This window comes from Lactobacillus sp. wkB10 (assembly GCF_000760615.1).
GTDB lineage: Bacteria > Bacillota > Bacilli > Lactobacillales > Lactobacillaceae > Lactobacillus > Lactobacillus huangpiensis.
Genome location: NZ_JRJB01000014.1, coordinates 1 through 21,383, shown reverse-complemented (window position 1 = coordinate 21,383; position 21,383 = coordinate 1). Strand labels below are relative to the sequence as shown.

Annotated in this window: 19 protein-coding genes and 2 tRNA genes; 17 read left to right on the top strand and 4 right to left on the bottom strand. The window is 34.7% G+C overall.

Going from position 1 to position 21,383, the window contains the following annotated elements; translation table 11 throughout:
• Positions 1–51 precede the first annotated feature (51 nt).
• Together acpS and alr are read left to right on the top strand one after the other, a co-directional pair.
• Positions 52–405 (top strand): holo-ACP synthase, encoded by a 354-nt coding sequence (gene acpS, locus LACWKB10_RS08990; protein WP_034981441.1) that lies wholly within the window; start codon positions 52–54, stop codon positions 403–405.
• A gap of 1 nt (position 406) precedes the next feature.
• Positions 407–1,534, top strand: coding sequence for an alanine racemase (alr, locus tag LACWKB10_RS08985; protein ID WP_034981440.1), 1,128 nt, complete (start codon positions 407–409; stop codon positions 1,532–1,534).
• Positions 1,535–1,591: 57 nt separating this feature from the next.
• Here the strand turns inward: alr and cbpA are convergent, their stop codons facing one another.
• Positions 1,592–2,299, bottom strand: a complete 708-nt coding sequence (cbpA, locus tag LACWKB10_RS08980; protein WP_034981438.1) for a cyclic di-AMP binding protein CbpA — start codon at positions 2,297–2,299, stop codon at positions 1,592–1,594.
• Between the two features lie 223 nt (positions 2,300–2,522).
• On the opposite strand from cbpA, the gene pth reads away from it, so the two are divergent.
• The 12 genes from pth to lysS all read left to right on the top strand — a co-directional run bounded on the left by pth (position 2,523) and on the right by lysS (position 17,252).
• Positions 2,523–3,089: an aminoacyl-tRNA hydrolase gene (gene pth / locus LACWKB10_RS08975; protein WP_034981436.1), complete on the top strand. Its 567-nt coding sequence runs from the start codon at positions 2,523–2,525 to the stop codon at positions 3,087–3,089.
• 2 nt (positions 3,090–3,091) lie between these two features.
• The gene (gene mfd / locus LACWKB10_RS08970; protein WP_034981433.1) at positions 3,092–6,586 is read left to right on the top strand and encodes a transcription-repair coupling factor; all 3,495 of its coding nucleotides are present in this window, start codon (positions 3,092–3,094) and stop codon (positions 6,584–6,586) included.
• Positions 6,587–6,596: 10 nt separating this feature from the next.
• On the top strand, positions 6,597–6,839 hold the full coding sequence (locus LACWKB10_RS08965) for an RNA-binding S4 domain-containing protein (RefSeq protein ID WP_034981430.1): 243 nt from the start codon (positions 6,597–6,599) through the stop codon (positions 6,837–6,839).
• 74 nt (positions 6,840–6,913) lie between these two features.
• Positions 6,914–7,291, top strand: coding sequence for a septum formation initiator family protein (locus LACWKB10_RS08960; protein WP_034981521.1), 378 nt, complete (start codon positions 6,914–6,916; stop codon positions 7,289–7,291).
• Entirely contained in the window at positions 7,291–7,656 is a 366-nt protein-coding gene (locus LACWKB10_RS08955) for a S1 RNA-binding domain-containing protein (protein WP_034981428.1), read from the top strand. Before LACWKB10_RS08960 ends, LACWKB10_RS08955 begins: the two co-directional genes overlap by 1 nt.
• On the top strand, positions 7,646–8,902 hold the full coding sequence (gene tilS, locus LACWKB10_RS08950) for a tRNA lysidine(34) synthetase TilS (RefSeq protein WP_034981425.1): 1,257 nt from the start codon (positions 7,646–7,648) through the stop codon (positions 8,900–8,902). The genes LACWKB10_RS08955 and tilS overlap by 11 nt, the downstream gene beginning before the upstream one ends.
• A gap of 86 nt (positions 8,903–8,988) precedes the next feature.
• Positions 8,989–11,175: an ATP-dependent zinc metalloprotease FtsH gene (gene ftsH / locus LACWKB10_RS08945; RefSeq protein WP_034981423.1), complete on the top strand. Its 2,187-nt coding sequence runs from the start codon at positions 8,989–8,991 to the stop codon at positions 11,173–11,175.
• Positions 11,176–11,294: 119 nt separating this feature from the next.
• Complete coding sequence (gene hslO / locus LACWKB10_RS08940; protein ID WP_034981421.1) at positions 11,295–12,173, top strand: Hsp33 family molecular chaperone HslO; 879 nt, start codon at positions 11,295–11,297, stop codon at positions 12,171–12,173.
• A gap of 63 nt (positions 12,174–12,236) precedes the next feature.
• On the top strand, positions 12,237–13,817 hold the full coding sequence (locus LACWKB10_RS08935; protein WP_081945385.1) for an ABC transporter ATP-binding protein: 1,581 nt from the start codon (positions 12,237–12,239) through the stop codon (positions 13,815–13,817).
• 116 nt (positions 13,818–13,933) lie between these two features.
• On the top strand, positions 13,934–14,560 hold the full coding sequence (locus LACWKB10_RS08930) for a histidine phosphatase family protein (protein WP_034981416.1): 627 nt from the start codon (positions 13,934–13,936) through the stop codon (positions 14,558–14,560).
• A 113-nt stretch (positions 14,561–14,673) separates the two neighbouring features.
• Entirely contained in the window at positions 14,674–15,693 is a 1,020-nt protein-coding gene (dusB, locus tag LACWKB10_RS08925) for a tRNA dihydrouridine synthase DusB (RefSeq protein ID WP_034981413.1), read from the top strand.
• A 17-nt stretch (positions 15,694–15,710) separates the two neighbouring features.
• Positions 15,711–17,252: a lysine--tRNA ligase gene (gene lysS / locus LACWKB10_RS08920; protein WP_034981411.1), complete on the top strand. Its 1,542-nt coding sequence runs from the start codon at positions 15,711–15,713 to the stop codon at positions 17,250–17,252.
• 33 nt (positions 17,253–17,285) lie between these two features.
• Here lysS and LACWKB10_RS10415 read toward each other — a convergent pair whose 3' ends face one another.
• Positions 17,286–17,519 carry a DUF2785 domain-containing protein gene (locus LACWKB10_RS10415; RefSeq protein ID WP_369792496.1) on the bottom strand — a complete coding sequence of 78 codons (234 nt, stop codon included), beginning with the start codon at positions 17,517–17,519 and terminating at the stop codon, positions 17,286–17,288.
• A gap of 54 nt (positions 17,520–17,573) precedes the next feature.
• Entirely contained in the window at positions 17,574–17,747 is a 174-nt protein-coding gene (locus tag LACWKB10_RS10225; RefSeq protein ID WP_161779317.1) for a hypothetical protein, read from the bottom strand.
• A gap of 194 nt (positions 17,748–17,941) precedes the next feature.
• On the opposite strand from LACWKB10_RS10225, the gene LACWKB10_RS08910 reads away from it, so the two are divergent.
• The 3 genes from LACWKB10_RS08910 (at position 17,942) to LACWKB10_RS08900 (ending at position 18,661) form a co-directional block, all read left to right on the top strand.
• Positions 17,942–18,013: transfer RNA gene (locus LACWKB10_RS08910), tRNA-Gly, on the top strand.
• Between the two features lie 44 nt (positions 18,014–18,057).
• Positions 18,058–18,131 (top strand) — tRNA-Pro (locus tag LACWKB10_RS08905).
• A gap of 338 nt (positions 18,132–18,469) precedes the next feature.
• Complete coding sequence (locus LACWKB10_RS08900; protein ID WP_034981408.1) at positions 18,470–18,661, top strand: hypothetical protein; 192 nt, start codon at positions 18,470–18,472, stop codon at positions 18,659–18,661.
• Positions 18,662–19,900: 1,239 nt separating this feature from the next.
• Here LACWKB10_RS08900 and LACWKB10_RS08895 read toward each other — a convergent pair.
• Positions 19,901–20,599 carry a hypothetical protein gene (locus LACWKB10_RS08895; RefSeq protein WP_034981405.1) on the bottom strand — a complete coding sequence of 233 codons (699 nt, stop codon included), beginning with the start codon at positions 20,597–20,599 and terminating at the stop codon, positions 19,901–19,903.
• Positions 20,600–21,383 lie beyond the last annotated feature (784 nt).

The window sequence follows — 21,383 nt, the reverse complement described above, 5'->3', positions numbered from 1 at the left end:
ATTTACAACTCTTTTTTAGTATTATATTTTTGATATTAAGAGGAAAACAAAATGATCGTTGGAGTCGGTATTGATGCTGTTGAAGTTGAACGTGTAGAAAAAATTATTGCTAAAGGAGATAATTTTGCTCGTAAAGTATTAACTCCTAAGGAGTTTGAGCAGTACCAAAAACTCTCAGGCAGACGTAAAGCCGAATATTTGGGAGGTCGCTTTTCTATCAAGGAATCCTTTGTCAAAGCTATTGGAACAGGATTTGGCAAAGGTATAGGCTTGCAAGATATAGAAACATTGTGGGATGAATTAGGGCACCCCATAACAACATCGACTAAGTTTAACGGCAAGATTTTCCCCAGTATTACTCATGATAGACATGAAATAGTCACATTAATTGTTTTGGAGAAATAAAATGGTTCCTGGAATTCATAGACCTGCAGCAGTATATGTTGATTTAGCTGCAATCAGACAGAATATCAAAGAAGAAATTAAACATTTAAGACCTGAACAAAAGTTGTTTGCTGTAGTTAAAGCAAATGCCTATGGTCATGGGGCAGTACGAATAGCTCGAGAAGCAGTCAAAGTCGGCGCCAGCGGGTTTTGCGTTGCTATTTTAGATGAAGCCATAGAATTAAGACAAGCTGGGATAGTCCAGCCAATTTTAGTTTTGGGGGTGACTCCTGAAAAGTATGCTTCGCTAGCAGCTGTCAATGGTATTTCTTTGGCAGTTCCTGATTTAAAATGGCTGCAAGAAGCTGAATCAGAACTAAGTCAGAACCATCTGCAATTAAAAATACATCTGGCGGTCGATTCTGGCATGGGACGCATTGGCTTTAGCGAGGATGAAGAATTTATTGCTACAAACGATTTTTTATTGAATAATCCGAATTTCAACGTTGAAGGGATGTTCACACATTTTGCTTCTGCAGACAGCAGCGATGATTCATACTTTTTGAGTCAAGTTGACCGATTTGATCATTTTAAAAGTTTGTTGAAATTAAAGCCAAGGTGGATTCACGTTGATAACACTGCAGCCAGTGTGTTTGATAAGAAGGTTCACAGTGATTTGGTGCGTTTTGGCATTGGTATTTATGGCTTAAATCCTTCATCAAATCCGACAAGTCCTGATTTAGAGACTGTAATCAAATTAAAACCGGCACTGTCCTTTGTTAGTGAGCTGGTACAGGTCCATACCATTCATAAAGGGCAGGGAGTAGGTTATGGTTCTACATACATTGCTGATAAAGATCAAATTATTGGTACAGTACCAGTTGGATATGCTGATGGCTTTATTCGTAAATTTCAGGGCTTCAAAATTAAGGTGGGTTCTGAGTATTGTCCCATAGTTGGTCGAGTGTGCATGGATCAATTGATGGTGCAATTGCCTTATGAAATGCCTGTGGGAACAAAAGTTGTTTTGATTTCAAATGATCCAGATGCACCAAACAGTATCAAAAAAGCAGCAGATTATGTTGACAGCATTCATTATGAAGTTGCCTGTTTACTGGATGATCGCTTGCCGCGAAAATACTATAATTAGTAATAGGCAAGCAAAAAAGCACATCAAGCTGATGTGCTCTTTTTATAATGGTGATATTTAATTGTTATCTTCTTGATTAATATAAACACCAGGATTTTCATCACTCATAAGTGTCATCCCGGCTTGAAGATCCTCAATTTCAGCCACAACATAACTTTTACGTTCAAGACGCCTAACAATTTCTTTTAAGGTGTCTTCAGTAAGTCCTGCCGGTAATGTAAATAAGATACGTCTCACAGCATTGTTTGTTTCACCGGCTGTAGATGCGTCAAGACTCATTACACCAGCTATAGCACAAAACTTACTGATGATTTTAGTCATCTTTGCCAGATTTCCTTGTGAGTCATCAGTTAAAACAGTGAGTACGTAGGATCCTGTTTTTATATTCCAAGCCTCTGATAACATACCAAGTAATTTCGAGTGAGTTAGAATGCCATAAAATTTATTTTCTTCATCTAAAACCGAAATGTAAGGTAAATCCTTAATTGTGAAGAAAACTTTAAAAAATGGTGAATTAACCTTGATAGTTTTCGTTGCATTTTTTAATAAATATGTAACTGGCAGGCTCATGTCCTTACCTTGAGATTTATGGCGGTAAATGTGCATTTTATAAATATTACCGCGGAAAATAGTGCCGGTATCATCTAAAATCGGTACACATCTAAACCCAGAATCCTCCAGAATTTTTAATGCTTCTTCAAGCGTAGCGTGTTCGTTAACTGTAGTTAAATAATCTTTTTTTCTAACTAAAGATTTGATAAGCATGAAACTGCCTCCGTTGTAAAAATAATCCCAACAATTATATCATAAAAAGATAGTGGATTAAATAAATATGAAAGGAAAATAACTATTCAGATAGATTTTAGCACTTGCAGTACAATTTAAAAAGCTAAATTGGCTAATGAAATCAAAGTGTAATAGTCTTTGAAAAAATTAAATCTGTTGATTGTGCTATCATTATTACGATAAAAAAATAAGGGGAAATTAGATGAAAATTATAGCAGGACTAGGCAATCCAGGTAAAAAATATGATGGAACAAAACATAATACCGGTTTTATGGCCTTAGACCATTATTTACAAGAAAATAAGTTAAGCCTTGAAAGAGAAAAGTTTGAAGGAAAGTATACGAAGCAAAAGATCGCTGGCACTGATGTTATCTTGTTGGAACCACAAACTTTTATGAATGATTCAGGAAGATCTGTTGCGCAATTTGCCCACTTTTTTAAAGTGGATCCACAGGATATTTTGATTATTCATGACGATATGGACATGCCTTTAGGGAAAATCCGCATACGTGCAAATGGCAAATCCGGAGGTCATAATGGTATTAAAAGTATTATACGTGATCTGGGCACTAACGACTTTAACAGGTTGAAAATTGGTATTAGACATCCAGATAATGTTACAGAAGCCAGCGTCGTTTCATGGGTTTTATCACAATTTAATACTGAGCAAAAAAAGTTGATGGATGAAGCTTTTATGAAAGCAAGTGAAGTTATAACTGACTTTATTGCTGGAAAAAGCTCACAGTATTTAATGAACAAATATAATTAAAGATGCGTTTAACAAATATTTTAGAAAAAGATCATGATCTGATAAATTTTATTTCCAATATTAGCAAAGTAAAAAATTCTTTAATCACCGGAGCAAATGCCGGTGCTTTTGACTTGCTTTTATGCCAAATAGTAAAGACTTTGAATGAGCCGTTAATTTTGCTTGAGGAAAACGAAAATAAGGCGCAAAAAATTTACAGTGAATTAGATGCTATTATGCCTGAAGAGAGCATACAAATTTTTCCTGTTGACGCATCAATTGCAACTCAAACTGCTGTCACTTCACCTGACGAATTAAGCAGCCGCATTCAAGCACTTAATTTTTTACTAAGTCAAAAACCGGGCATTATCGTTGCCACACCACAGGCATTGCAATACAAGTTGTCTGCTCCGGAAAAATATAAGGAAGCAAGACGCAAATTCGTTCCAGAGAATGAATATGACCTGGATGAACTTACTAGCTGGCTTGTGCAAGTAGGATTTCACCGCGAAAATCTGGTCGCTAAACCAGGAGAGTTTGCGTTACGAGGAGATATTTTAGACATATATCCTCTTGATAGAGAAAACCCTGTTAGAATTGAATTTTTTGGTGATGAAATTGATACCATTAAGGAATTTGATTTAACTAGTCAACGTAGTCAAAAGCAAATTGACCAATTAGTTGTAACTGCCGCCCAAGATCGAGTTTTTTCAGCTAATAATTTCAAACAAGCAGCACAAAAGATAAGAAAAGCTATAGCAGATTCTCCTGCACCTGAAAAAGATGTTAATAATCATTTTTCAGAATCCTTAGATGCTTTGGAAAATGGGTCTTTACCGCAAAATTACGCTTTTTTGGCAGATTTTTTAATAGCTGAACCTAAAAATCTATTAGATTACTTGTCAGATTCAGGAATAGTAATGCTGGATGACTGGCCTTTAATTGAGCAGTCTGTTAAGTGTGTCAATGAACAAAACGCAGGTTTCATTGACGATGAATTGAAAACAGGAGCAATGATTCCGGGACAAGAATTGCGCAGTGACTTTCATAAAAATTGGTCACAAGACAAACATAATCATATTTATTTTTCGTTATTTCAGCGCAGTATCGGCCGTATAAAACTAGGGCAGTTATTTGATTGGCAGACTAGAGAACCTCAGCAATTTTTCAGCCAAATGCCTTTGATCAAGTCGGAAATAGAGTCATATCAGAAAAAAAATCAGACAGTAATTTTACAAGCCGATAACAGCAAAAGAGCCAATCAAATTAGCCAAACAATGGCTGAGTTTGGCATGGATGTCCCCATCGTACAGTCAAATAATTTAGTGGAAAATCAAACTCAAATTAAGGTTGGCGGTTTTGCTAGCGGCTTTAGTTTCCCTAATAATAACCTAGTTTATTTAACTGAGCGAGAACTTTTTAATAAGGTAACTCACCATAATCGACGAATCAAAACTATGGAGAATGCTCAAAGATTACGGAGTTACACTGAACTAAAGCCAGGAGATTATGTTGTTCATGTTAATCACGGAATTGGACGTTTTGAGGGAATAAAGACCTTAGAAAATAATGGTGTAAAAAGAGATTATATTACCATTACTTACCAGCACGGGGATCAGTTATTTGTTCCAGCAGATCAACTAAAATTGGTGCAAAAATACGTTTCTTCAGAGGGCAAGAGACCACACGTCAATAAACTTGGCGGTAGCGAGTGGGCTAAGACAAAAAGCAGGGTCCAATCTAAAGTTGAAGATATAGCCGATGACTTAATTGATTTGTATGCAAAAAGAGAATCAGAAAAGGGATTTGCTTTTTCGAAAGACGATGACCTGCAGCGACAATTCGAAAATGCTTTTCCTTATGTTGAAACGCCTGATCAGTTGCGCTCAATTAAAGAAATTAAGCACGATATGGAGCAGGAAAAACCGATGGATCGTTTGCTTGTGGGGGATGTAGGCTTTGGAAAAACAGAAGTTGCTTTAAGAGCAGCATTTAAGGCAATAGAAGATAACAAGCAAGTGGCGTTTTTAGTACCTACAACAATCTTGGCGCAACAGCATTATGAAACGATTCAGGACAGGTTTAAAAATTTTCCTGTCAATTATGCTGTTCTCTCTCGCTTTCAAACACCTGCTGAAGCTAAAAAGATAACAGAAGGATTGAAACAAGGCAAAATTGACTTAGTGGTGGGTACGCACCGGTTGCTTTCAAAGGATGTAAAATTTAAGGACTTAGGGTTGCTCATTGTTGATGAAGAACAAAGATTTGGCGTGAAGCATAAAGAAAGGCTAAAAGAACTAAAAGCAAATATTGATGTTTTAACCTTGACTGCAACACCAATTCCACGGACTTTGCACATGTCAATGATTGGCGTGAGAGACTTGTCAGTCATGGAAACTCCACCATCCAATCGTTATCCTATTCAAACCTACGTGATGGAACAAATACCGAGTGTAATTAAGGAAGCTTGTATGAGAGAAATTGCGCGCGGTGGTCAAGTTTTTTACCTGCATAACCATATCGGTGACATTGATGACGTAGTAACAGAATTAGAGAATCTAATGCCAAGTGCTAGAATTGTTAGTGTCCACGGCCGTATGAGCAAAAATCAAATGGAAGATATTTTGTATCGGTTTTTAAACAGAGAATTTGATATTTTAGTTACCACAACAATCATCGAAACTGGTATTGATATGCCTAATGTCAATACTATGTTGATTGAAAATGCAGATCACTATGGTTTAAGTCAGCTTTATCAATTGCGTGGCAGAATCGGACGCAGTGCTCGTTTAGCATATGCTTATTTTTTATACCAGCCTAATAAAGTATTAACAGAAGTCGGTGAAAAAAGATTGGATGCTATTCGCGATTTTACTGAACTGGGTTCCGGTTTCAAAATTGCTATGCGAGATTTATCAATCCGTGGAGCTGGCAATATGTTAGGTGCACAGCAGCATGGCTTTATTGACAGCGTAGGTTACGATTTGTACTCTCAGATGCTGTCTGATGCAATTAAAAACCGTAAAAGTAAAAAGAAAGTTAAAAAAAGTAATGCTGAAATCAATTTAGGACTCGAAGCATATATTCCTGATGACTACATTAGCGACCAGGAGGAAAAAATAGAGTTTTATAAAAAGATCAAAACGGCTGGTACTGATGATATCGAACAAATTCAAGATGAATTAATTGATCGTTTTGGCAATTATCCTGAGCCAGTTGAAAATCTGCTAGCTGTTTCACAACTAAAAGCTGAAGCAGATTTGGCTCAAGCACGAAATATAACTAAAGTTAATGATCATGAGGTAAAAGTTGAGTTTGCTAAAGAGGCATCTAGTGAATTGCAAGGTCCAAATATTTTCAAAGCTTTAGAACATGTATCATATAAGGTTAAAATCAGTCTCTCTCCAGTTAAGAGACTAGTTGTATTGCTGGAATTACCCGAAAACATAAATCACCGGCAACTATTTGCTAATTTAGTAACATTTATGTCAGCAGTCAGTGATATCATACAAAAATAAGGAGAAAGAAATGAGAATTGATAAATTTTTAAAAGTTTCAAGATTAGTTAAAAGGCGTCCAATAGCTAAAGAAATGGCAGATCAAGGTCGAATCAAGGTAAATGACCATGTGGTAAAATCCAGCTACGATGTTAAGATTGGAGATATTATTGAAGTTGGATATGGCTCGAAAGAAGTCAAAGCAAAAGTCTGTGCTATTAAAGAAACCACGAAAAAAGCTGAAGCAAGTGAACTATACGAATTGATAAATTAGTTTTATCTTTAATGACATTTATAAGTGGTCTTGTTATAATTAAAATAGTATTTGTTCTGGTAATAGAGGTCAAAATTATGAACGGTCCACGTATATATAATTCACTTAGTCCGGAAGAGCAGGTTGCTCGTCTGAAACGTAAACAGGAAAAAAGAGAAAAAGAAGTACATCGTGTTAGGCGCAATCGTATTATCGCAGTTTTTGTGGCTATTTTTGCATTTTTAGGAATACAAATTGGAGTTACTCATGCTCAAACTGAGCATATTAATAGTCAAGTACAAACTTCTAAAAAGGCTCTTAAAAAAATAAACAATCAAAAGCAGGTTTTAATAACAAAAAGAAACGATTTGAAAGATCCTGATTACGTGGCTAAACTAGTGCGGTTCAAATTTTTGTATTCTAAACCAAACGAAACAATTTACAATTTACCTGAAGGAAAAAATAATAATTAATGAAATACCAAGTTGGACAGAGAGTGACAGGAACTATTAATAACATTAGTGACTTAGGCATTTTTGTTACGCTTTCTCATCATAAGACAGGATTAGTTCACCATAGTGATTTTGGCAATAATTGGCTACGTGAAAAAGGCAATTATCATATTGGTGAACAGATACGACTAGTAATTATTCATAACTATAAAGGTAAAATTGGACTCTCTAAAATGAGAGTTAATGACCCCGATTTAATTGATCATACTAATTCTTTTTCAGACACTAAAAAAGCTGATTTTACTAGAGTATTGTCTAAAACAGTATCTGATGCTAAAAAAGAAATAAAAAAATTAGAAAAAGATTTGATTAGTTATGCAAATTGATAACTTTTTTAAAGAAAATCATTTGCCATTAACCGGTAAAACCCTTGTTGTTGCAGTTAGCGGAGGACCAGATTCTTTAGCTCTGCTTGATCTGCTTTATCAAATAAAGAAACGATATCATTTTAAGCTGATATCAGCCCATTTAGACCACAAACTCAGGTCTGATTCTTTGGAAGAGGAAAAAGTGATCTCTGCATACTGCTTGAATAAAAGCATTCAGTCAGTTAATGGAATTTGGCCTCAAAATTTACATCCTGTGACTGGGATAGAAGCTGCTGCCAGGAAATATCGCTATAATTTTTTGGTAAACGTAATGCAGCAAAATCAGGGAGATTACTTATTAACAGCACATCATATGGATGATTTGCTTGAGAATATTTTGCTCAAGTTTATACGCTCTGGAAATCCTAACGAAATGAATAGTTTAAGGGCAGTTGGCAAAGTTCAAGGCATGACTTTATTAAGGCCACTTTTAAGTAAGAAAAAAGATGACTTATTGTTATACGACCAGAAACGACAAATATCTTACGTGATTGACAAGACTAACTACGAAGATGACACTCTGCGGAATAAGTTGCGCCACCATGTAATCCCATTGCTTAAAACTGAAAACAAGCAAGTAGGTCAAAATGCTCTTAGGTTTAGTGAACAAGTTAGTTTGTTAACTGCAATAGCAAATAAAAGTTTTGCTCAATTGCAGCAACCGGAACCTTTTTTAGGTATAGCATACCGTTTGCAAACAAACGCATTAGAAGGTTTGTCCAGTGATGAAAAATGTGCTTTTTGGCAAAACTTTATTTGGCAAAAATGGCATGAACGTGTTAATAAGAATTTAGCCAATTTCACCTTAATTGTGTATCAAGGCTTTTTTTATCTTTTTAATAAATTACCTTCTTTACCGATATTCCAAAAAGTCAATTTGGGACAAAAATTTTCATTTAATAATCGTAAATTTTTGATTTCACTAAAGCCAGAAAAGTCCAAAAAATTAATTGGTCAATTTGTTGCAGAAAATAAAAAACAAATTTGGGCAGGTCCAATCAGACCTGGGACGAAATTGTTACTGAAAAATGGCAATCATACAAAGAGTAAGAAGAAATTCGCTCAAAGTAGTATTCCAAATATATTACGACCCTATTGCTTAACTATTTATGCTGGTGATAAAGTCGTTTTTATTGAAAGAACGTATTCTAATCAGCTGGTCAATTCAAATGATACGAATTACTTTTTGTACGAAGACATTTAATAAGAAATTTTAAATTATTAGAGCACAACCTAAATTTGTGATAAACTTTTATTCGTATATCTCTAGAAACTTTGTGGAGGTTTTTTATGAAAAATAACCGGAATCGGCTGTTTTCAAATGGTCTTTTCTATATAGTTGTTTTCCTCTTACTATTAGGGGGAATCAACTGGGCACTTGGTGGATCAGATAATTCTGGTAGCAGTGAAAATATTAGCTACTCTGAATTTGTCAGTAATTTGCGCAAGGGAAAAGTTAAGAATTTTAACGTTCAGCCTGCAAATGGTGTTTATACTGTTTCAGGTAGTTATAAGGAAACACAGGAAAGCAAAAGCCAGTCAAAAAACAGTTTTGACTTTTTTAACGGCAATTCAGGATCAAAAGTATCGCGTTTTTCGACTACAATGTTGCAAAACGATTCAAGTGTATCTAATGTGCAAGAATTAGCTCAAAAGAGTGGCACTAAGATGACGACTCAAGGGGAGTCACAGTCTGGGAACTGGATTTCTACAATTGTGATGCTTGTGCCGACAATTCTCTTCATCGTTATGCTTTGGATGATGGTCAGTCAAAGTGGCGGTGGTCGTAGCGGCAACGGTGGCATCATGAACTTTGGGCGATCTCACGTTAAACCTGAGGATCCAAAGAAAAATAAAGTTCGTTTTTCTGATGTTGCTGGTGAAGAAGAAGAGAAGCAAGAATTAGTAGAAGTAGTAGAATTCTTAAAGAATCCAGCTAAATTTACTAAACTCGGTGCTAAAATTCCGTCTGGAGTTTTACTTGAGGGTCCTCCGGGTACTGGTAAAACGTTGCTTGCTCGTGCCGTAGCAGGAGAAGCAAATGTACCTTTCTTCTCAATTTCGGGTTCTGACTTTGTTGAAATGTTTGTTGGTGTTGGTGCTAGTCGTGTACGTGACTTATTTACTAATGCTAAGAAAAATGCTCCAAGTATTATTTTCATTGACGAAATTGATGCCATTGGTCGTAGACGTGGTGGCAATGCCAGTGGCGGTGGCAATGATGAACGTGAGCAAACTTTAAATCAGTTGTTAGTTGAGATGGACGGTTTTGAAGGTAATGAAGGCGTAATTGTTATTGCAGCTACTAACCGTTCCGATGTCCTTGATCCAGCCTTGCTTCGTCCTGGTAGATTCGACAGAAAAATCTTGGTTGGAACTCCTGATGTTCGCGGTCGTGAAGCTATTTTACGTGTTCATGCTAAGAATATGCCTTTGGCGGATGATGTTGACTTAAAGGAAATTGCTCGCCAAACGCCAGGTTTTGTCGGTGCAGACTTGGCCAACCTACTTAATGAAGCTGCTCTTCTTGCAGCAAGACGCAATGGTACAAATATTACTGCTGCAGATCTGGATGAAGCTGAAGATCGTGTTATTGCCGGTCCTGCCAAGAGAAATAGCTTGATTTCTCAAAAAGAACGGCGTCGAGTTGCCTTCCATGAAGCAGGTCACTCTATTTGTGGGTTAGTTTTAAGTGATTCAAGAACGGTGCGTAAAGTAACTATCGTGCCTCATGGCAGGACAGGTGGTTATAACTTGATGCTGCCTAAGGATGATCAATTCTTGTTAACCAAGAAACAGTTAATGGAACAAATCGTTGGTTTGATGGGTGGCCGTGCCGGTGAGGAAGTTGTCGTAGGTGATCAGTCAACTGGTGCTTCTAACGACTTCGAACAGGCAACACAAATTGCTCACAGTATGGTAGTCAACTACGGAATGACGGACTCATTGGGTATGGTAGAGTTGGAAAAAGAAGGAGAAACCAATCCATATGGTTTTAAACCTTATAGTGAAGCAACCTCTGCCAAAATTGACGAAGCAGTTAAGAATCTACTTGATGAAGCTCATACCAAAGCAGTTGAGATTGTGAAAAATAATCGCGAAAAACATCGCATTATTGCTGAAGCTTTGCTTAAGTATGAAACTCTAGATGAGAAACAGATTATGTCCCTCTACACTACAGGCAAGATGCCAGAAAAAACTGAGCAGGAATATCCTAGCGAATCGAAAGCTTCAACTTATGAGGAGGCTAAAGCTGCTGCTGAAAAGAAAGAGAATCATTCTCAGAAAAAGAATATCGTAAATTCTGAAAAAGCACAGGAGGAAAGAGATAATTCTTTAGAATCACCTGCACAAAAGAATGAGGAAGCAGAGGAAAGCAATCCTGAGAATCCAGAAAAGAATGAATTTCCAAAAGAGTCAGAGCTAGATAAAGAAGAAAAAGAGCATGAGTTAAATTCTTCAGAATCTAAAAACTAAGATTCTACGGGAAAGCAAAATTCTAATGATACTGATCAGTCACCTAGTGAAAATGATCATCCTCAAGAGTAATATTTAATAGAGCCTACGATTAGGCTCTATTTTTTTAGGAGAATAAAATGAATGATTATTTAATCAAAGCAATTGATAAATCGAAAAATTTACGTCTTTTAACAATAACTGCCAAAGATTTGGTTCAAGAGGCACAAACTCGTCATGATACTTGGCCAGCTTCTTCTGCTGTTCTTGGACGTAGTTTACTAGCAGGAGTTTTACTAGCTGGCGCAGAGCTTACCGATAAGGAGGAGCTGACCATCAGACTATTAGGTAATGGACCCGTGGGCTCCACAATTGTGACAGCTAAATCAGATTTAACTGTTAAGGGTTATGTTAAAAATCCTCACATTGCATTACCTCCAAAAAAGAATGGTCATATTGATGTTAAAAAAGCAGTTGGCGAAGGTTGGCTTGAAGTTACTAAAGACTTGGGCTTAAAGGAGCCATATACGGGTCAAGTACCTATTGTTTCTGGTGAAATTGCTGAAGATATTGCCTATTATTTAACAAAATCAGAACAAATACCTTCAGCTGTTGGTTTATCTGTATTTGTCAACCCTAATAATACTATCGGAGAAGCAAGTGGATTCATGCTTCAAGCATTGCCTGGTGCTTCAGACCAATTAATTACGAAAACAATTGATAGAATCAACAATTTACCAGCACTTTCTACAGCCTTTCTGGATGGCCTGACTCCTGAAAAATTAGCAACCATGATTTTAGGCGATGACTGTAAGATTTTAGAAAAAGATGAAGTTGCTTTCAAGTGTGATTGTTCTAAAGAAAAGTATGGTAAGATTTTAGGAACAATGAAAAAAAGTCAAATAGAAATCATGATAAAAGAAGATCACGGAGCAGAGCTGACTTGTAGTTTTTGTGGCAATAAGTACCATTATTCTGAAGAAGAATTAAAAGCAATTTTGTCTAAAAAGTCTGATTAATATTGTTTATTTTGCCACTAGAATGCAGTTTTATTGATTTTAAATTATATATTGGGTTGAAAAATGATTTGGAAATACATACGACAAATAATTGACAGAATTGGAATACTAAAAATAGCGGTTTTTTGCGTGTTCCTTTTTGTCAGTTATGCAGTGTATTTTGCACAACCTTATTTGATTACTGAATTATTTCGGCCACATTTAAACAAAAAGTTTCAAATATTATTAGTCCTTGCTCTTGCAGTTTCACTAATGATGATGCCATTGATAAATAGTTGCAATAATACATTTATTCAAGCGGTGAGAAAATTATCTAAACAAATTTTATGGGAATCTGTTGTTGATAAGCCTTTCAGCTACTTTTCGGATAAACCGGTAGGAAAGGTTCAAAGCTATATCAAGGATGTTTCATTTGCATGTCGGGAGTTGGAGCAGTCCAGCTTAGGAGTTGTGGTGCAAATGTTTGTTATGCTCATCATGTATACCATAATGTTGAGTATGCAAAATATCTTTGTTGGTATTTTGTATTTATTATTCTTTGTTGGTTATATGTTGATTTCGGTGTGGATGGCGCGAAAAAATAGGGATAACGTTGCTGCATCATTGAAAAGTTCTTCTAAAGTCAATGAATATATCATTGATTATTACAGTAACATTGAAACAATTTTATCCACTAATTCTAAAAACTTTGAAGAACAGAATATGGATAAAATTTTGAATAATGAACAAAAGACTTTTACAAAAGTTCAAGGTATTACAAATCGGGCATCTCTATTTCAGCAATTTTTAATTGTCATTTTGGCCTGTATTATTACGATTTTAGGTCAATTTCTGATTGGTACTAAAGAAAGTCAAGCACTTTCTTTGATACTGATTCTGTTGTACTCTATTGTTAATTTATCTGGTTTTGGTACTCAATACTTGGCAATTGAAGAATTTTTAAACAGAATTAGTTCAGGACTGTCTGAACTGGAATATGGGAAAAAGACGGCTGGCGATTTATCGGCTTTTTGGTTTGATCCAAATGGAAAAACGATTGATTTTAAACATATCAGCTATTCCTATAAAAATAAGCAAGACATTTTTAAGGATTTGGATTTAAAGTTTAAAAAAGGAAAAATGACCGCATTAGTAGGACCAAATGGAACTGGTAAAAGTACTATGCTTAAACTCTTGACTGGTTTTTATCAACCACAATCTGGGCAAATTATTTTGCCTTTTGCTAAGCAGCCGGATTTAATGTATTTGCCTCAAAGTACACAATTATTTAACCGCTCAATTATGGCAAATATTTGTTATCCAAATAATAAAGTTGCCGTTAAGGAAGTATTTAAATTGATTGAAGAAGTCAATTTAAATACGTTAATTCATACTGAAAAGGACTTGACGGTCAAAACACCTGGAGATATTAAAAATAAAATTTCTGGTGGCGAAAAACAAAAAATTTTATTTTTAAGGGCAATCATCTCGAAACCGCAAATATTACTGTTAGATGAATTTACTAGTAATTTAGATGAAAATACTATTGCTATTGTTTACCGAATGATAAAGAAATATTTGCCTAATGTCACAATAATTAGTGTTGTACACCGTTTTGCAGAATTGAAATATTATGATGAAGTTGTTAATCTAAAAAAAGACTAATTTAAGTATCAACCAAATAAAATTATAGTTTTTAGGCTTTTTTAAGATTAAAGATGCGGTCAGTACCAATTTTGCTATAATGAAAGAGATGAATGAAAAGTAAAGGAGAAAATTAAATGCTGAATGTGTATATTGTTCGTCACGGCCAAACAGATACTAATAAAACTTTTGGTATTAACGGGTCAGGAACAAATCTACCACTGAATGAAAAAGGTAAAAAACAGGCTGAAAATTTAAGAGACAGTTTTGACATTAATAAAATTGATTGTGTATATAGCAGCCCCTTAAAAAGAGCACTTGAAACTGCAGAAATTTTAAACCAGAGCAAGCATGAAATAATTGTTGATGACCGATTATCTGAAATGAATTACGGCAACTGGGATGGTCAAGATGTTCAAAATATAATCAAAAAATATCCTCAAGTATTTGATGAATTAGGCTATTTTAAAGAAAATTATAGTGATTATTGTTCAGGAGAAACATACCAGCATTTAGCAGATAGATTAATGGATTTCTGGCATGACTTAATTAATAATCACAAAGACGAGTCAGTTTTATTGGTCTTTCACGGAACAGCTTCTCGTTCACTGGTTCAGAATGTTTTAGGCATTCCCAAAATAACTTTGGTTGGTGAAATACAAAATGCTGGAGTAATTAACATTTCAGTTGATGAAGCTAGCAAAAAACCGTTTTTGCGTTATTATAATAGAGTTGCACCTGGTGAATTTTTTATCGAAAAGTAATTAAAGATTTATACAGATATCAAGGGTTAACTTTTTATTACGAAAAGTACCATGAATTTTGCTTATAGAATCCTTTTTGTTAAGATAATATGGTGTTTTGAAAGGGTGATTTAGTGGATAATAGTTGGAAAATTCGTGATATAACTATTCCCAATCGTGTTGTGGTTGCTCCAATGGCTGGAGTTTCAAATTCTGCTTTTAGAATGATTTGTAAGGAATTTGGGGCTGGGTTAGTTGTTTGTGAAATGATCTCGGATCATGGCATCATTTATCGTAATAAGAAAACTATGTCAATGATGAAAGTTGATCCGCGAGAACATCCTATGAGTATTCAAATATTCGGTGGAACTGAGGATACATTACTTGAAGCAGCACAATATATTGACCAGCATACTGCTGCAGATATTATTGATATTAACATGGGATGTCCGGTTCCCAAGGTTACTAAAACAGATGCAGGTTCTAAATGGCTCCTTGATTCTAATAAAATTTACCAAATGGTGCATAAAGTTGTACAAAATGTGCAAAAGCCAGTTTCTGTAAAAATGCGTATTGGCTGGGATCGCAAGCATATTTTTGCAGTTGAAAATGCTTTAGCTGCTCAAGAAGCAGGTGCCAGCATGATCGCAATGCATGGCAGAACCCGTAAGCAAATGTACATGGGGGAAGCTGATTGGGAAACTTTGCATGATGTGGCTCAAGTGCTTGATATTCCTTTTGTTGCCAATGGCGATGTTGCGACACCAGAACTGGCAAAGAAGGCACTTGATGAAATCGGATCAACTGCAGTTATGGTTGGCCGTGCGGCATTAGGAAATCCTTGGATTATTAAAAACATGGTGCATTATTTGGAAACCGGAGAGAAACTTGCACCACAAACAGTGCGTGAACGTGTAGCAACTGCCAAACACCAACTTAGAGGTTTGGTTGAATTAAAAGGGGAAAAAATTGCTGTACCTGAATTTCGTCAACAAGCTGCCTATTATTTAAAGGGAGTTCCCCGCTCTGCACGTACTCGTGCTAAAATAAATGAGGTTTGGACAGCACAAGAAGTTTATGATTTGCTTGATAATTTTGTTGAAGACTATGAAAAAAGACAAAAGCAAAAGGCTGCCAGAAGTGAAGTTAAATAATAATGGAGGAAGTATAATTGGCTAAAAATGAAATGAATGACCAATTAATTGTTCGACGCCAAAAATTAGATGAATTAAGAGAAAATGGCATCGAACCTTTTGGAATGAGAAAGTTTGATCGACAAGATTTAGCTCGGTCATTGAATGAAAAATACGCTCAAGATGACAAAGATGAACTGAATGAAGAATTGCCTAAGACTAAAATAGCAGGTAGAATGCTGGCTAAAAGAGGTAAGGGCAAAGTTGGATTCGCTGATTTATATGATCGCACAGGTAAAGTACAGATTTATGTTCGTAAAGATATTGTTGGCGAAGATAACTACAAGATTTTCAAGAAGTCAGATATCGGTGATTTCTTAGGTATTGACGGTGAAGTTATGAAAACTGACACGGGCGAATTGACAATCCGTGCTACACATGTCACCTTTTTATCAAAAGCTTTGCGTCCTTTACCTGAAAAATATCACGGCTTGAAAGATGTTGAACAAATTTATCGCCAACGCTATCTTGATTTAATTACCAACCGTGAAAGTTACGAGCGTTTTGTAAATCGAACTAAAATTATCCAAGCTATCCGTGATTATTTGAACAGTAAGGACTTTTTGGAAGTTGAAACGCCTGTTTTGCATAATATTCCAGGTGGTGCAGAAGCTCGTCCATTTATTACTCATCATAACGCTTTAGATATTAACCTTTATATGAGAATTGCCCTTGAACTGCCGTTGAAACGTTTGATCGTTGGTGACATGGAAAGAGTTTATGAAATCGGCCGTGTTTTCAGGAATGAAGGTATTGATACTCACCATAACCCTGAATTCACAGAACTTGAGACTTACTGTGCTTATTGGGATTTCCATGATGTTATGGATGAAGCCGAAGGCATTATTCGTGCGGCTGCCAAAGTCGTATCAGAAGATGGTAAAGTTACTTATCAGGGTACAAACATTGATTTGGGCAAACCTTTCCGTCGCGTTCATATGGTAGATATGATTAAAGAGAAGACTGGCGTTGATTTTTGGCAAAAGATGAGCGTTGAAGAAGCTACTAAGATTGCTGAAGACCACGATATTAAGGTTGAAAGCTTCTGGAAAGTGGGTCATATCATCAATGCTTTCTTTGAGAAGTATTGTGAAGAAACAATTGTTGACCCAACATTTGTTTATGGTCATCCAGTTGAAATTTCACCATTGGCTAAGAAAAATGCCGATGATCCACGCTTCACTGATCGTTTTGAAATCTACATCATGGGCGAAGAATATGGTAATGCCTTTTCTGAATTAAATGATCCGGATGACCAGCGTGAACGTTTTGAAGCGCAAATGGCAGAACGTGAAGCCGGAAACGATGAAGCTGATATGATTGATGAAGATTATTTGCGTGCTATGGAGTACGGCATGCCGCCAACAGGTGGATTGGGTATCGGAATTGACCGTCTTGTGATGCTTCTGACTGATGCGCCTGCTATTAGGGATGTGCTTTTATTCCCAACTATGCGTCCTGAGAGGGTCGAAGACATTGATCGGGAAGTTAAAGAAGATTTGAAGAAAAAGAGTAATTAAAAATAAGACCATTAATTTGGTCTTATTTTTTGTTTAAATTGAAAATCCCATGTATTTGTTATAGTCAACGATTTTTTTAAGGAAATTATCTTTAACATATCCGCGAAGGGCTTTTTCTGCCTTCAAATAGCAAATATTCCAATTAAAAATAGTATTTCGTTCAGTTGTATCTAAAATAGAATGCTTTTTATCATCCTCTATAATTAAAGAACCCAGTAATGCACTGAATGTTCTGAGAAAAACTAAATCATTTTCTGGCTGTTCGATTCCCTTAAACAGACTTTTTGAATTAATAAAACTGGTAACAATCTTTGCTTTCTGCTATAAAGTAAGGGAATTTTCAAAAAAAACACGAGCAAAGAGTGTATAAATAACGTCATCTCGAAGATGTGGATTAAGATTTCCGATATTTTGCAACATATAGTCGATTTGACTATCTTTAAAAGTGATTTTTCCAGAATTTAAATTAACCAGTTTTTCCAGTTCTTTTTGCAATTTTGTAGCCTCTTTTCTACGTTAATGACTCTAAAATTTAATATCTGTGTATAACAGAATAGTATCACTTATCAGAAATTATGTTTTAGAAATTCTCACAAGGTCAGTTTTCCTGCTAGGATGCTCATTTCAGCGATTTTTTTAATAAAAAAGGTTGCAAATTTAGATTGGTTTGCTATAATAATATTTGTCTTGCGGAAGTAGTTCAGTGGTAGAACATCACCTTGCCATGGTGGGGGTCGCGGGTTCGAATCCCGTCTTCCGCTCTCAAGAAAAAGACTCACCGCTTTTGGTGAGTTTTTTTAATAAACGGGAAATAGCTCAGCTTGGTAGAGCGCTACGTTCGGGACGTAGAGGTCGCAGGTTCGAATCCTGTTTTCCCGATAAATGAGATTTTGCCTTTATATCAGATGGCTTAAACGCTGGTATAAAGGCATTTTTGTTTTTTCGAATTTTCTGAAACTAGCTCAAAATGAGCTAAAAAACTTCATATTAGACTTCATATTTTAAGCAGACGTGTAAGTGGGCTAATCTTAGATATTTAGCTAAAATAGAAGAAAAAATGCTGATACATAGGTAATTTAAAGGGATGACTAGTAAATTGAAAGTTGTTTAAGAAATGTTAAATTAAACAGTAGTACTAGTAAAAAAGACTTCATATTTTGGATAGAACTGCAAACTGTAGTTAAAAATAAAGTGTTAACCAAAAAGAGAAACATAAAATGGAATATAAAGAAGATGTAAGAACTTTTCTTAAACGTGATTTCAGCGTCTTTACAGCTCGTTCAGGGCAACATAAAGCTGATTTAGTAAAAGGTCCCATAGATAGATTTAAAGGCATTAAAACTAACAATAGAATTGAATACGCTAAGAACATTACCACATGTGTTGTTAAAGCAATTAATGCTTGTTAAGATAAATCAAGAAAAATCTTAACTGGAGTGTATATATTTGATAAACCTAATCATGTAGTAATGAGGGATGTTGGTTACAAACAATCACGTTATTACGATTTAAAGCACATAGCAATTGATGAGTTTATGGAAAATTTTGCTAAAATCCAAAAGGAAATGAATCTAAACCCGTCATTTAAGTTTATAAAATAAGCTGCAGTACCATTCTATGTACTACAGCTTTTTATTTAGACTGAAAAGTTTGATTTTGGAAAAGTGTTCAAGTTTTTTCAGGTTTTTAATCTACTATTAGGCGACCATTTCAACTTGTTAAAAAGAAGTAATCCTAGCAAATACTAGCATTTACTAGGATATTTATTTAACAAAAACTGTCAAAAATGCTGATATATAGCGTATTCTGTTACTGCACACTTTTTTGAAAACTGCACACTTTTTTATGCTTTATTCAGAAGGGTGAACGAAATGGGCATCCCTTTTTAATCAATAGGGAGAAACCAAAGTTGGATTGTCCTAGCGCTTTCATGGTAGTTATTGCAATTGAAATAAAATATAGATTGTTTAACTTATTTTGCTTCCCGAACCAAATGTGGATCAGGCATAAAAAGAAATGAATATTAATAGTAATAATTTGCTACGACTTCTGAATAAAAAGCGAACATTTTCCAACATTTTTACTGCATACTAATTCATCATAAATACTGATGTATAAGCCTTTTTATAATAAAAATGTGTGCACACATTGCACACAAAAATTTTATCATTGAAGCATTCATAATTTTTTATTTTAATGGAAACTTTGTCTACCTAACGTCCATTAGTTTGAAGGAGCTAACAGCAAACTTTGAATAAGGTTAGCATTTATTAGCATAAAAAGCGACCATGATTTATGATTGAATTCTTAGCTACTTACTAAATATGTTTAAATGCTAAAAAACAAGTTAGTGTTCAATGATAGGTCGTAGTGTAAAATTGCGCTTTGACTATGAAGTCCAAGAATGGATTGGGAAGCCTTAAGATGACCTTAGGAAAGATGTTCAGGTTCCCAACTATTATAGACAACTATGTAGAGTTTTAGTTTGCTCCTAAATCGTTTTGAATGATTAAAAACAGAAGATTACAAGTGTAGTTGTAACTATGATTGATTAAAGAAATTAATACTAGCATTTACTGGGTATTTATTTAACAAAAACTATCAAAAATGTCGATATATAGCGTGTTTTGTCACTGCAAACTATTTGATTATTTTATAAATAACAATATCCCTAAAATTAATATCACTGTTAGGACGCTCATTGCAATCCAATTAAAATATTTTTTATTTTTATCTTTTGTGCTGTCTGTTATTCCTTTGATTTTCGAAATCCAATAAAATAGCAACTCAATAATTCCCCACATAATTAAGCCAAATATTGCGGCAAGAATTAGAGTTTGACCCAATGAAGCTGGTGTACTACCAATATTTTTAAATAAATCAGTAAGTAGATTCATTCCACCGAAGATGGCAAATGTTATAGCTGTGAAGATACCTAGAATTGCTACAAATTCCGAATAGATATTATCTATTTTCGTAGTAGTTTTATTTAGACTATTTTTTTGTTTATTAATTATTTCTTTTTGGCTTTCAATTATTTTCTTTTGATCGTCAATGTTTTCAGATAGTGAAGACTGTTTTTTCTCTAATTTTTTGTATTTTTTAGATAGCTCTACTTCATTTGTATCAAGATGGTCAATCATTTCTTTAGCGTTAGCAGAATATAATATAGTACTGCAGATTACTAAAGCATAATACAGTTCTTGATAGTTATTATTAATAAAAATCATTTTTTGTTTAAAAGTATCTTTTGAATCATGAATATAAAAATATGATACTAAATTAGAAGACCAATATAAATCACTAGCTACTATGCTGTACATAAGCGTAAGATGATTTGTTAACACACTATAGTTATCTTTTTATAAAATTAGAAAGCTCTTTTTGATTATCATTATCAGCATGTAAATACGTAAAAAAATTTCTAAAAATTGTTTCGTTTTCTACATTGTTCATTTTAATCACCTCGAAAGTAATTATACAGGAACCAAAGTAATATTTTGATAGATATTTAAGAAAGGAGTTATCATAACCAATTCAAAAATGGATGGTTATAGGTATATCTATAAAACAAATCGTTTGAAACGATTTTGAAATGGGTCACAGCCATAACGGATTTTCTAAGTGGGTCTGAGCCACTTAGAGCATCCCTAGAAATATATTTAACCTATTTATCAATGATAATAATGAAATTAAACGAGACGTTTCTCCTATATAAAGAAGTAGCGGTGGTGAATATTGGAATAAATCATGATTATTGAATAAAAAAGCAAGCATTTTCCAGCATTTAGGGTGCAAATGAAATCAGGAAAACGACTATTGTATAGGAATTCTTATAAATAAAAAGATGTGCAAAAGCGCACCCTAAAATTTTGCAGCTAATACACTCATGACTTGTATTATTCATTGTATGAAAAAGTCTATCATTCTCTTTATATCATTCTTTGCAATGCTATAAGCTGTGTACCTGTTTTGGTTACACAGCTAAGTAAATCATGAATATGGTTAGCAGTTGTTAGCATAACTACTTATCTATAAAATCCCTAAGGGCTTAATTATTTAAGGCTGAACTTTTCGTCAAATAAAACTTCGTTTTTTTACATGTTTTCCGTAATTATTAAGCCATTTAGG

Coding starts and splice junctions, on each gene's coding strand:
- cbpA (WP_034981438.1), bottom strand. CDS start 2,299: ATGCTTATCAAATCTTTAGTTAGAAAAAAAGATTATTTAACTACAGTT.
- LACWKB10_RS08955 (WP_034981428.1), top strand. CDS start 7,291: ATGAAATACCAAGTTGGACAGAGAGTGACAGGAACTATTAATAACATT.
- acpS (WP_034981441.1), top strand. CDS start 52: ATGATCGTTGGAGTCGGTATTGATGCTGTTGAAGTTGAACGTGTAGAA.
- LACWKB10_RS08930 (WP_034981416.1), top strand. CDS start 13,934: ATGCTGAATGTGTATATTGTTCGTCACGGCCAAACAGATACTAATAAA.
- LACWKB10_RS08935 (WP_081945385.1), top strand. CDS start 12,237: ATGATTTGGAAATACATACGACAAATAATTGACAGAATTGGAATACTA.
- pth (WP_034981436.1), top strand. CDS start 2,523: ATGAAAATTATAGCAGGACTAGGCAATCCAGGTAAAAAATATGATGGA.
- mfd (WP_034981433.1), top strand. CDS start 3,092: ATGCGTTTAACAAATATTTTAGAAAAAGATCATGATCTGATAAATTTT.
- tilS (WP_034981425.1), top strand. CDS start 7,646: ATGCAAATTGATAACTTTTTTAAAGAAAATCATTTGCCATTAACCGGT.
- alr (WP_034981440.1), top strand. CDS start 407: ATGGTTCCTGGAATTCATAGACCTGCAGCAGTATATGTTGATTTAGCT.
- hslO (WP_034981421.1), top strand. CDS start 11,295: ATGAATGATTATTTAATCAAAGCAATTGATAAATCGAAAAATTTACGT.
- ftsH (WP_034981423.1), top strand. CDS start 8,989: ATGAAAAATAACCGGAATCGGCTGTTTTCAAATGGTCTTTTCTATATA.
- LACWKB10_RS08965 (WP_034981430.1), top strand. CDS start 6,597: ATGAGAATTGATAAATTTTTAAAAGTTTCAAGATTAGTTAAAAGGCGT.
- LACWKB10_RS08900 (WP_034981408.1), top strand. CDS start 18,470: ATGGAATATAAAGAAGATGTAAGAACTTTTCTTAAACGTGATTTCAGC.